The 11,899-nt window shown below is 68.9% G+C and carries 10 protein-coding genes; 5 read left to right on the top strand and 5 right to left on the bottom strand.

Annotation, left to right across the window (positions count from 1 at the left end; translation table 11 throughout):
• Positions 1–30: 30 nt before the first annotated feature.
• The 4 genes from ACFV4K_RS30935 to ACFV4K_RS30950 all read right to left on the bottom strand — a co-directional run bounded on the left by ACFV4K_RS30935 (position 31) and on the right by ACFV4K_RS30950 (position 5,128).
• Complete coding sequence (locus ACFV4K_RS30935; RefSeq protein WP_379279693.1) at positions 31–342, bottom strand: hypothetical protein; 312 nt, start codon at positions 340–342, stop codon at positions 31–33.
• A 147-nt stretch (positions 343–489) separates the two neighbouring features.
• Positions 490–2,589: a glycogen debranching N-terminal domain-containing protein gene (locus tag ACFV4K_RS30940; RefSeq protein WP_379279695.1), complete on the bottom strand. Its 2,100-nt coding sequence runs from the start codon at positions 2,587–2,589 to the stop codon at positions 490–492.
• Positions 2,586–3,827, bottom strand: coding sequence for a glycosyltransferase family 4 protein (locus ACFV4K_RS30945; protein ID WP_379279696.1), 1,242 nt, complete (start codon positions 3,825–3,827; stop codon positions 2,586–2,588). The genes ACFV4K_RS30940 and ACFV4K_RS30945 overlap by 4 nt, the downstream gene beginning before the upstream one ends.
• A gap of 224 nt (positions 3,828–4,051) precedes the next feature.
• Complete coding sequence (locus ACFV4K_RS30950; protein ID WP_379279698.1) at positions 4,052–5,128, bottom strand: hypothetical protein; 1,077 nt, start codon at positions 5,126–5,128, stop codon at positions 4,052–4,054.
• A gap of 151 nt (positions 5,129–5,279) precedes the next feature.
• Between ACFV4K_RS30950 and ACFV4K_RS30955 the strand changes: the two genes are divergently transcribed.
• The 3 genes from ACFV4K_RS30955 (at position 5,280) to ACFV4K_RS30965 (ending at position 8,951) form a co-directional block, all read left to right on the top strand.
• On the top strand, positions 5,280–6,482 hold the full coding sequence (locus tag ACFV4K_RS30955) for a lipase family protein (protein ID WP_379279700.1): 1,203 nt from the start codon (positions 5,280–5,282) through the stop codon (positions 6,480–6,482).
• Between the two features lie 166 nt (positions 6,483–6,648).
• Entirely contained in the window at positions 6,649–7,623 is a 975-nt protein-coding gene (locus tag ACFV4K_RS30960) for an alpha/beta hydrolase (protein WP_379279701.1), read from the top strand.
• Positions 7,624–7,814: 191 nt separating this feature from the next.
• Positions 7,815–8,951, top strand: a complete 1,137-nt coding sequence (locus tag ACFV4K_RS30965; protein WP_379279703.1) for a hypothetical protein — start codon at positions 7,815–7,817, stop codon at positions 8,949–8,951.
• 76 nt (positions 8,952–9,027) lie between these two features.
• On the opposite strand, the gene ACFV4K_RS30970 is transcribed toward ACFV4K_RS30965, so the two are convergent.
• Complete coding sequence (locus tag ACFV4K_RS30970; protein WP_379279705.1) at positions 9,028–10,158, bottom strand: glycosyltransferase; 1,131 nt, start codon at positions 10,156–10,158, stop codon at positions 9,028–9,030.
• Between the two features lie 302 nt (positions 10,159–10,460).
• Here ACFV4K_RS30970 and ACFV4K_RS30975 point away from each other — a divergent pair, with 302 nt between their 5' ends.
• Together ACFV4K_RS30975 and ACFV4K_RS30980 are read left to right on the top strand one after the other, a co-directional pair.
• Positions 10,461–10,682, top strand: a complete 222-nt coding sequence (locus ACFV4K_RS30975; protein WP_379099724.1) for a hypothetical protein — start codon at positions 10,461–10,463, stop codon at positions 10,680–10,682.
• Positions 10,683–10,687: 5 nt separating this feature from the next.
• Positions 10,688–11,764 carry a hypothetical protein gene (locus tag ACFV4K_RS30980; RefSeq protein WP_379279707.1) on the top strand — a complete coding sequence of 359 codons (1,077 nt, stop codon included), beginning with the start codon at positions 10,688–10,690 and terminating at the stop codon, positions 11,762–11,764.
• The last annotated feature ends 135 nt before the right edge of the window (positions 11,765–11,899 follow it).

Below are 11,899 nucleotides of genomic sequence, written 5' to 3' on the forward strand. Positions count from 1 at the left end.
GCAGCGGCCTTCGTCGTATCAAGGGCGGGGTTACACCAGATCGAGGTTGTCGAGGAATCCGGTGGCGATCTCCGCGCCCCCGTCGATATCGATATCGCACGTCCTCCAGGGCACCCGGGTGGTCGACCAGAGCGGGACATCGGCTGCGGAACCGGTGATCCGAGCGGCGGTCCCGCCAACCGGCCCTCGCCGCACCCGCAGGCCACGCCCGGTCGGTTCGACCCGCCAGGTGCCACCACCGGCACCGGTGAGAACAAGTCCCACCGGGACGTCGAGCCAGCGCAGTCGCGAGCCGTGCGACTTCTCCAGCACCGCCATGAGCCACGTGGTGATGGCCGACATGCGCTCGGTGTCGATGGTGGGCGGTTCGCGCTCGCGATGTCGTGCCGCAGATGAGCGTGCCAGATCACGTCCCGCCGCTCGGCGCGCAGACCGGCCAGATCGGTGCTGGTACTCACGTCGGACCTACCTCACGTACCGCCCGTCTCGCTACTTCCGATTCAGCTGCCAGTCCGGCGGGAGGCCCTCGACCCGCGCTTCCATGCCGCAAGCCTCGATCGTGATGGTGGCCGGGCCCAGCCGCAGATCCGTCAGCCGGATCGTGCCCGCGCGGTCGGGCAGGCGGGGCGCGATGGTGAGGCTGCGGTTCGGGACGTCGGGCGCGAGGCCCAGGAACGATCGCATGAGCAGCAGCGGCGCCGCGCTCGCCCACGCCTGCGGCGAGCAGGAGGTGGGATAGGGCACCGGGGAACGGAATTCGTCGCGCGCGAAGCCGCAGAACAGTTCCGGTGGGCGGGCGCCGAACTCCTGGATGGCCTCGAGCAGTCCGCTCGCCAGTTTCACGCTCAGGTCGAGGGCGCCGGGGATGTGGCCGTAGCGCATGAGGCCGGCCACCGCGATGGCCGTGTCGTGCGGCCACACCGAACCGGTGTGGTAGCCCATGGGATTGAACCGGCGCGCGGTGGAAGACAGGGTGCGCAAACCGAATCCGCTGTTCAGGTCGGCCGCACCGAGCCGCTCGATCAGTTCGGCGGCGCGCTCGTCGGGCACGATGCCGGTCCACAGGCAGTGGCCGGGATTGCTGGATCCGACGTCGACCGGCTGCTTGGCACCGTCGAGGGCCATCGCGTAGCAGCCGCTCTTCGGCATCCAGAAGGCCTCGTCGAAACGGGATCTCAGGTCGGCTGCCTGAGCGCGCAGTCGTTCGGCGAGGGTATGGTCGCCGGCCTCGTCGGCCAATTCCGCGCGGCCGACGCGGGCGGCGTAGACGTAGCCCTGCACCTCACACAGCGCGATGGGCGGGTCGGCGAGGCGGCCGTCGGCGAAGCTGATGGCGTCCCAGCTGTCCTTCCACCCCTGGTTGGCCAGACCGCGGTCGGTCTTGCGCCGGTACTCGACGAAGCCGTCGCCGTCGAGGTCGGCGTCGGTGTCGATCCACCCCAGCGCCGCGTCGGCGGCCGGGATCAGTTCGCGCACGGCCGCGTCGCCGACACCCCAGCGATGGCATTCGGCCAGCAGCATCACGAACAGCGGGCTGGCGTCGGCGGTGCCGTAGTAGACGGTGCCGCCGAGCACCCGATCACTGCCAGGCCCGTGCCGCCGCTCATGCATGATGCGGCCGGGTTCCTCCTCGGTGATCGGATTGGTCTCGGTGCCTTGCAGTTTCGCCAGCTGGCGCAGCGTGCCCACGGCCAGGTCCGAGTCCAGCAGCAGCGCCATCCAGGAGGTGAGCAGGCTGTCGCGACCGAACAGCGCCATGAACCAGGGCGCGCCGGCAGCCACGTAGGAGGTGCCGCCGGCGGGGTCGTCCAGGCGCAGTGCGCCCAGGTCGGTCTCGGTGCGCTGCAGGATCGTGTTGAGGCCCGCGCCGCTGGCGGTGAGCGTGGTGGTGCTGGCGCGCCAGCGGCGGATCTTGCCCTCGGGACCGTCCTCGTGGCCGTCGTCGAAGTTCATCGGGACGGCCCGGTGGTCCTCGATGGGCTGACAGCGCACCACCGTCTGCCAATTGCTGTGCGCGGGGATCAGGGTCCGCCAGGTCAGCGATCCCGTTTGGATCTCGGGCTCCTCGGTGGCGGTGATGATCACGCCGCGGCCCTGCAGCCCGCGGTCGGTGATGCGCAGGCCGTGCTCGGTGGCGGTCGTTTCACCGCCACCGCTGCCCACGCGGCCCTCCTTGACCGCGAACAGGTCGGCGAAGTCGGCCTCCGCGTCGAGGACGATCGTCAGCGCGGTGTCCTCGTCGCCGAGGTTGAGCACACTGATGGTCTCCTGCATGCCCTCGCCGACGATGCGACGGCGCTGGATCAGCACCGTCGCATCGGCCACCCCGTGCGGTGGCGGTTTGCGCGCCACGAACCGGGCCCGGAACGGCTCGCGCACGACCACCGAAAGCTGTTCCGGTGGAAGACCGTCCACGCGCAGCTCCCAGCGGGTCAGGATGCGCGTGTCCCGGTAGAACAAGCCGTGCGCGGTGCCCGGGTGGATATCGCCGAGCTGATCGGACAGGCAGAAGGTGCCGGCCTCGACGAGGGTGACGACGCCCGCGCCACCCTCGATGAGCACCGGCGGACCGGCGTTGAAAACACTCACGCGCGACCACCCGGCACGTGGGTGCTGAGGATCCGCGGGTCACCGGGCAGTCGCACCCGGACCGAGCCGGCGATCGTGCGGGACTTCGCGAGTTCGATCGCCTGGCGGTAGGCCGCTTCGTAGCCTTGCGCGAACAGCCCGGTGGAGAACAGTCTTTCGACCCGTTCCCGGCAGGCGTAGGGATCGATCTCGTGGGCGCGCGCGATCGCGCCGGGCAGTTCGGCCGGATCGTCGAGAACGAATCCGGTCACGCCGTGTTCGACGACCTCTTCCACCGCGCCGCCGCGCAGTGCGATCACCGGGGTGCCACAGACCATGGCTTCGATCATGACAATCCCGAAGGGTTCTTCCCACCGAATCGGGAACAAAAGGCAGCGCGCCCCGGCCAGCAGCTGGCGTTTCGCGGCGGCGTCGGCCTCGCCGAAGACATCGTCGGACTCGGTGAGCCGCGGCGTGATGTACTCGTCGAAGAACTCATGCTCGGGCGGCTCGTTCAACTTGCCCGCCAACACCAGCCGCACGCCCGCGGCGTGCGCGGCCTCGAGCGCCAGGTGCGGGCCCTTGTACGGCGCATAGCGGCCCAGGAACAGCGCGTAGTCGAGCTTCTCGGTGCGGAACGGCCACTCCGAGGGGCGAATCGCATTGTGCACGCGACCGATCCAGTTCAGGTCCGGCGCCAGCTCACGCTGGCGGTCGCTGATCGCCACCAGCTTCACGCAGCGGTCCAGGGACCGGTAGTACTCGTCCATCTGAGCGTCGACCGGGCCGTGCACGGTGACGACGGTGGGGATGCCGAGCATCTTGTACGCGGGCGCGTTCCCCGGACCGGCGAAGGTGTGGTCGTGGATGATGTCGATCGGGTCCGACGCGTGCAGCGAATCGATGATCTGCCAGGCCTTCATGGCGTTGACGATCTCCGGGTACGGCTCACCCAAGCGCTTGGTCTGGACCTCGTCCCACACCCGGATGAAGTCCGCCTTCGTCCCGGCCCGGCCCGCGCCGAGCAGGGTCACGCGGTGGCCCTGGTCGACCAGCTCGTCGGCCAGGCTTGCTACGACCGCCTCGATGCCGCCGTACCCGACCGGCGGAATGTCGAAATACGGGGGAGCGACCAGAACGATATGCAGAGATCGGTTCCGCGAATTTTTCGCACCGTGTACGGCGGAATTGTCGGTCTGAACCTGCAGAAAGTCGAAAGCGTTCCCGAGCGACGCGTCGTAAGAAAGGTTGTTCCTCATTTCCAAACTCCTCGTTGTGAGTTGAACTGAGTCAAACCGTCGTATACGGTGCCACGAACGCCGCTGGTCGGCAAGAAGTTCTGGGTGTCGCAATTCAAAAGTTACGCCAATGTTCTGTCAACCGGACTTACGAGTATTCCGAGCGGACCGCCGACAATGAAACATATTTGAATCCTTAATTATTCGCCCAGGTCGGCAATTATTCGCCCAGGTCGGCGGCGTTTTCATCGGGTGTACAGCCATAGTCCGGTGTGTTCGGCGTCGGTTCCGGTCACCAGCAGGCCCAGTGGCAGGGTGGCCATGCGTGCCTGATCGGCCGGCACGGGGAGCGAGATCTGTTGCCAGTCAGTGCAATTCGACGAAACCGACACCAGACTGACGCGGTGGTCGAACGCGATGAGGGCCAGCATTCGGGAAGGCGTCGGAACCACCTGCTGGACATCGACGTTGCGCGCGGCAGGCCCCGGTAGGGGTCCGGTATCAGGCGTGGGCCAGCACAGGACGTGCGGGTCGGCGCCGACGGATTGGCCGAAGACCGTGCAGGTCGCCGTGCAACCGATACCGCTGGCGACGGCGTTCGCGCCGGGCAGTTCGAGGCGCTGCCATCGGCCGCCGTCGGGAGAGGTCCATTCCACTGGACGAATAATATTGTCCCGCAGTGTTTCACCGACGATCGCGAAGCCCGCGGGGCCGGTGCCGATGGCGGCCGCGCCGGTCTGTTCGCCGGGTGCGGACGACAGCGCCGGGTCGTCGGCGTGACGCTCCCAGTTCGCACCGTCGGCCGAGACCCAATAGGCGGCGCCGTACCGGCCGGTCGGGCCGTCCCAGTCGCCCACCAGCAGGTCGACGCCACCGAGTGCGCCCGCGGCGCTCACGGCGATGGCGTGCGGGCCGCCGAACATCTCGAAGGCCTGCTCATGTTCGGTCAGGCCGTGGGCGTCGCCGCCCCAGACGCTCATGCGCGGATTGCTGTGCGCGCCACCGAAAGCCCGTCCGAGAACCACGGTGCGATCGCCCGTTCCCGCTGAAAGCAGTTCCGCCCGTGCGCCGTACGGGGTTTCCGGGTGGACCGGGACCGCGGTCCAGTGGGTGCCGTCGGTGGTCGACCAGGCGGCGGGGGCCCGGACGTCGGCGGCGGGGATCGAGCCGAGGGCCAGCACGCTGCCGGGCGTGGGAGCGAAGGCCAGGATCCGCGCGCCGGGCTGGGGGAGCGGCAGTTCCCGCCACGGTGAGTCCGGGGTTCGGTCGACGCAGCCGACCGCGAGTGTCAGCACCGCCACCAGGACGATTGACCACCGCATGAGGACAGCGTGCCAGAACCCGCCGGTCGCGGTGTGGTTCCGAGATTCCGGCCCGCGCGGGACCCGCCGCACCGAGCCAAATCCGGTGGTCCGGGCCGTTCCCGTGTGAGGATCTCTGGCCGTGGCAACTCGCCGGTCAACACGGATCCTGATGCTCGCAGCGCTGGTTACGACGCTGCTGCCGCTACACGCGCAAGCCGACCCGTTCTCGGAGCTGATCAGCCCGAGTCATGATCTGGCCAGCGTGCTGCCGACGCCGCCCGCCGACCCGTTCTTCACGCCCCCGCCGGGCTTCGAGGACACGTCGCCGGGCACCGTGCTGAGCGCGCGCCCGACCGGCGGCATGTTCTTCACCGCCGACGCCTACGAGCTGCTGGTGCGGTCCACCGATTCCCACGATCAACCGGTCGCCATCACCACGACCCTGCTGCTGCCGCGCGCCGCGTGGCCGGGCCCGGGGCCCCGACCGCTGGTCTCCTACAACATTCCGATCTCGTCGTTGGGGTATTCGTGTGCGCCCTCGACGGAACTGAAGAAGGGCGTGTCGGCCGACGTCGTCGCCATCTCGCTGCTACTGGCCAAGAACTTCGCGGTGGTCGTTCCCGATCATCAGGGACCGAAGCAGGCGTACGCGGCCGGGCTGATGGGTGGGCACGCGGTGCTCGATTCCATTCGCGCGGTGACCCATTGGACGTCACTGGAGCTCGGCCCGGACACGCCGGTGGTGATGACGGGCTACTCCGGCGGTTCCATCGCGACCAGCTGGGCCGCGCAGCTCGCGTCGACGTACGCGCCCGAGATCCGATTGGCGGGCACCATCATCGGCGGCGAACCCGCGGATTACGACATGCTGATGTCGGTCATGAACGGCAACTGGGGTACAGGTGTGATGCTGGCGGCCGCGCTGGGGCTGGCCCGTGAATATCCCGAACTGCTGAACATCCTGAACGACAACGGCTGGCGGATCGCCCATATGTTCCGCGACATCTGCGTCTCGCAGGAGACGATGCTCGGGATCATCGCGCCGATGCGGGTCGAAGATCTGACCGTGGTCCCGGATCCGCTGAAACTGCCCATGGTGCAACAGATTCTGGACGAGAACCGTCCCGGCGGAATGGCGCCCGCCGCGCCGGTCTACTTGTTCCACGGCGTCAACGAGATCTTCGTGCCGTATGAGGGCGCGAAGGAGCTTTTCGACGACTGGTGCGGTCTCGGCGCGCGGGTTCGATTGCAGCCGTTTCCCGGTGAGCACTTCGTCGCGGGTGCGCTCTCGATTCCGTTGACCACGAAATGGGTCGAGGAGCTGCTCACCGGCGAGCTGGTGCCGCAGGGATGCACCGGGCCGGAGCACTGAGAAACGATGCAGGGGAGCGGTGATTCGGTGATGCATCCGACAGCCGGCGAGATCGGTGCGGCGTCGCTACCGCTGGATCACCTACGCTTCACTTAGCATTCGAGTAGCCCGTCCCGGGCGCTCCCATCGTTTCCGATTCCATGCCGCGCCCGATGAATGGACATCGATGAATGCCGATTTTCGTGCCGCCGCGGCCGCGGCCATCACCTTCGTCACAATTCTGATCTCCGGCACCGGTGCGGCCCACGCCGAACCGGCCGGGGATTCGACCATTCTGAGCGCCACCGACTCCGGTCCCTCGCGCACCCGGATCTCGGTGTACTCCGCGGCCATGGACCGCGCGGTGACCGTGGACGTGCTGCATCCCGCCGATGATCAGCCGCGACCCTCCTATTACCTGCTCGACGGTGTCGATTCCGGTGCGATGGAGACGAATTGGACGCAGAAGACCGATGTCGTCTCGTTCTTCGACGACAAGCGGGTCAATGTGGTGCTGCCGGTCGGCGGTAAGGGCAGTTTCTATTCCGATTGGGAGCGGCCCGATCCCGTACTCGGCGGGGTGCAGATGTGGGAGACGTTCCTGACCCAGGAACTGCCGCCCTTGATCGATCAGCGGTTCCACGGCAGCGGGCGCAATGCGATCGCCGGGCTGTCGATGGGCGCGCTCTCGGCGGCGGCGCTCACCACCCGGTATCCGGCGCTGTATCGCGGATTCGCCGCGTTCAGCGGTTGTCTGGACACCATGAGCACCAATGCCAAACTCGCCATCCGGAATTCGGTGAGCTGGGTCGGCGGTAATCCGGAGAACATGTGGGGACCCGACGGCGATCCGGACTGGGCGGCCCACGATCCGCTCACCAACGCTGACGCGTTGCGCGGTAAAGCGGTGTACGTGTCGACCGGCAACGGGACGCCGGGGCCGGAATCGCTGACCGATCCGCTGATGCCGCAGGCGGTGACTTTCGGTGCGGTGCTGGAGTATCTCGTGCGCGGCTGCACCGAGTCGTTCCGGCGGCGGCTCCAGGAGATCGATATTCCGGCGACCTTCGTCTTCCATCCGCGCGGCACGCATTCATGGCCGTATTGGCAGCAGGATCTGCACGATTCGTGGCCTCTGATGGAAGAGGCGCTCGCGGAGTAGCGGCGCCAACGTGGCGTCGGTGCGCAGGACCTGTTCGAGCAGGCTCGCATCGGCGGGTTCGGCGGGCGTGGGCCACAGGAATCGGTCGGGTGCGGCCGGGCTCTCGCGCCGAGGGCTACGCCGAGAGTGAAACGATCACGCACGCGCGGTTTTTCGCGATGACAATGGGTCGCGGGCCGTTCGGTCCCCTGATGCTGTGGAGGCTGTGGGAGATGGAAGAGGTGCTGCTCACGCCGCCGGATGCCGCCGAGGTGCGGTTCCTGGCGCGGGGCGTGGTGAGTGCGGCGACCTGCGATCTGGGGCTCACGCCCTTGCAGGAGTTGCTGATTCCGGCGCTGTTCCTGTCGATGACGGGGCATCCGGTGGAGTTGGCCGAGGTGACGCCGATCGGGGCGGCGGAGTTCGCGGCGGGGATGGCGCGGCGCAATCGGATCTTCCGGGAGCGGATCGTGCAGACCATGCTGCTGTCCGCGCTGGTGGTGCGACCGCTGCCGGCGGCGACCGGGAACAAGTTGCGGGAGTTCGCCGACGCGCTCGGTGTCGACGACGACATGATCGCGGTGGCTCAGCGCTATGCCGAGGGCGCGGTGGATCTGGCCGCGGTCGATTTCACCCGCAATGGATATCTGGGCAATACGGACTCGCTGCGGCTGGATGCCCTGCACACCGCCGGACTGGACAGTTCGTGGAGCGCGGTCACCGATGACGCGGGCCTCGCCGGGCGCTGGGCCGAGCTGTGGGAGCTGCCGGTCGGCACCCTGGGTCGCGGTGTCGCCGACTTCTACCGGGACCGCGGCTTCGTCACCCCCGGCCTGCCCGGGTCCGCGCCGCCGCTGCTGGCCCAGCACGATTGGGTGCACGTGCTCGCCGGGTACGGCACCACCCTCGAGAACGAGATCGAGGTGTTCGCGTTCATGGCCCGCGCCAATGACGATCCGCGGGCCTTCAGCCTGCTGGCCATGGTGATCTCGCTGTTCGAGACCGGCTACCTGCGGGCGGGCGCGGGCCTGTTCGAGGCCGATGCCGGGCACCTGAGCACCTCGGGCATGGCCACCCGCCTCGGTGACGCCATGCGCCGGGGCGCGCTCACCCGCGGCAGCCACGACTTCCTCGACCTGGACTGGTTCGGCCTCGCCGACCGCCCGATCGCGGTGGTGCGCGAGGAGATCGGGCTGGTCGCCAAGGACGGGTCGGCGGTGGCGGCGGGCTCGGCGGGGCCGTGGCAGCCCGGCGGAATCACGCCGTATCAGCTGAATTCGTCGAAGAACGCCGCCGCGGCGGACGGGCGGGACTATGTCCCGTGGCAGCCGGACCCGATGCGCGACTGACCGGTCCACGCGGCAGGCTGTCCACGAGCTTTGCGGGCGGTAGCATCCAGCGCCGCCTTGCGCGTGGGGTCGGGTTTCAGCTCGGACCCAGCAGGTCGAGCATCCCGGAAACCGCTGCGGGCCACGTGAATTGCTCGGCGCGGCTGCGGGCGGCGCGACGGCGTTCGGCGCGGGGGCGGGCGAGAACATCGGTGACGGCGGTGGCGAAGGCGCGCGGGTGGTCGGCGGCGACCGCGCCCGCTTCGGCGGTGACGATGTCGGCCAGCGCCGAGGAGCGGCTCGCCACCACCGGGGTGCCCGCGGCCAGGGCCTCGAGCGCGGCCAGGCCGAAGGTTTCGTGCGGGCCCGGTGCCAGGGAGACGTCCGCGGTGGCCAGCAGGGTCGCCAGAGTCGTTCGGTCGTCGATGAATCCGGTGAAGTGGACGGTGGGTCGGCCGTCGGGCAGCGGGGGGATCAGGCGGGCGCGGCGTTCCAGGGCCTCGCGGCGCGGTCCGTCGCCGGCCACCACCAGGCGGGCGTCCAGGCCGCCGCGGCGCAGTGCCCCGACCGCGGCGATGCTGCGGTCGACGCGCTTCTCGACCGAGAGGCGACCGCAGTGGACCAGCAGCGGGTAGCCGTCCGCGCCGAGGTCGGTGCGCAGCCGGTGGTCGTGGCGGTCGGGCCGGAACATGTCCAGGTCCACGCCCAGCGGGACCAGTTCGACATTGGCGGCGTCGATGCGCTGGAATTCCTCGCGCGCGAACTCGGTGGTGCAGACGACGACGTCATAGGTCTGGGCGGTGCGCCGGTTGGCGGCGTCGGCCGCGCGGCGCGCCAGCGGGCCGGGCAGCACCTGGCCCAGCAGACGGTCGAGGCGCTCATGGGAGATCATGACGCCCGCGATGTCGCGGCGGCGCGCCCAGCGGCCGAAGCCGCGCAGCGTCAACCGGTCCGACACCTCCAGCACGTCGGGCCGCAATCCGGTGAGGGTGTCGGCGACGCGGCGGGGGTCTGCCGCGCGGTAGCCGCCGGTCCACGGAATCTCCGGTGCGGGCAGGGTGATTCGCAGGACTCCGGTGGCGAGCACCTCCTCGGCGCGCCGGGTGCCGGGCACGACCAGTACCACCTCGTGTCCCGCGGCGGCGTAGCCCGCGCCGAGGTGATGCAGTGCGGTTCGCAACCCACCCGAGCGCGGACCGTAGAAGTTCGCCAGCTGAACGATGCGCACGAGGCCGATCGTGCAGGGTACCGGGTTACCTTCGGCACCTCCGACGCCAACATCACGTGAACACCCGCGAAAGACCCGGCCAACCGGGCGTGGTCGGCATCGTGCGTCCGCCCGGACCGGGTTTCGCACGGTGCATTCCACACCAGGTGCGGACCCGCGTCCCACCGAACTGCATGCAGTCGACCGCAATTGGCGTGCGCGGATTCCCCCGCAGGTCTGGCGCGGTGCCATCGATCTTGGTAGAGATTGGTGTACGAACGATCGGGGTGATTGGAGTCATTCCGGGGGATGGGGATGAATCAATGAGCGCCAGAGCCGAACTGGAGCGGGAACTGGGCGGGCCGCTGCCCGCGCTCGACCTGCTGAACGAGGCCGAGACGGCCGACCTGCTGGCGGTGTTCCAGCAGGCGCAGCGCACCGAGAACCTCGCCATGGTGGAGGCCGTCGACAAGACCGTCGGCGCGCTGCCGTGGCCATTGCGCACCGCGGCCAAGAAGATCATGTTCGGCAATAAGCTCGGGTAGGGGCGATGAGCGATCTGGTGACCCGCGCGCAGATCACCCTGCTGTCGCGGACGTTGCACGTGCCCGAGGAGAAGCTGGCCCACCTCGAGAAGCTGGGCGCCGCCAACTTGCACGAACTGCAAGAACGCATGGCGAAGGTGATGTTCGCCGAACACAACGCGATCTTCTCCCGGCTGTCGTTGCTGGTGCCCATCATTCCGTTCAGCATCTCGATCCCACTGGTGCAGCGCATGGTGCCGCCGGTGATGGCCGGGCGCGCGGCCGGCGCTATCGGGGTGGATCATCCGAAGAAGTCCGCCGAGGCCGTCGCCCTGTTCGATCCCGGTTACGCCGCCCAGGCCGCGCCCTACATGGACCCGCACGCGGTGGGCCAGCTGGCCGACATCGCTCCGCCCGGACCGGTCATGGCCATTATCAACGAGCTGCTGCGCCTGCGGGACTACGTCACCGCGGGCCCGTTCCTGGCCTATGCCACACCGACATTGGTGCAGGCGGTCGAACGCGATGTGCACGACGACGAGGGCATGATCCGGTCGGCGTCGTTCGCGTACTCCGGGGAGAACATCAGCGTCATCCTGCGCCACCTGCTCTCCGGCGAGGGCAAGCGCATCCCGAAACTGGTGGACACCATCCTGTCCGGGTCCGAGGAGCTGCGGCTGGCCGCGCTGTCGGTCTTCGCGCGCTGCGACGACGATGTGATCCCGGCGGTCGGCGACATCCTGTTCGGTCAGGGTTCGCCCGAGCAGATCGCGGATCTGATCCGCACCTTCCTCGACGCGGGAGCCGTCGGGGAGACGCTGCGTTTCGTCGCCGGGTTGAGCCTGGAGGCCTTGGATCGGCTGGCCGCCAATCCCATTGTGGCCGAACCCGACACTCTCGCCGCGCTCACCGATGCGGTCGGCGGGTCCACCGATCCCGCGGTGTGGCGGGGTCTGCTGGCCCTGACCAGCCGCACCGAACCTGCCGTGACCAGTGAGTTCGCCGCCGTGATCGCGCTGTTCGATCCGGCGACGCTGGAGCAGGTCGCCGAATTGGGGCTGGGCGAGGAGTTGACCGCGCTCACCGCGCAGTCGGAGGAGTAGCGCACCGGAGGGTGCGGGCCGGGGCTTCCGGCCCGCACCAACGGGTTATCGCCGCGCGGGCACGCCCCGCAGCTCCTCGATGGTCCGCTCGAACGCCGCTGTGCCGTGGCCCTCGTCGACCTGCCGGTCCACGAG

The organism is Nocardia sp. NPDC059764, assembly GCF_042732555.1.
Lineage (GTDB): Bacteria > Actinomycetota > Actinomycetes > Mycobacteriales > Mycobacteriaceae > Nocardia.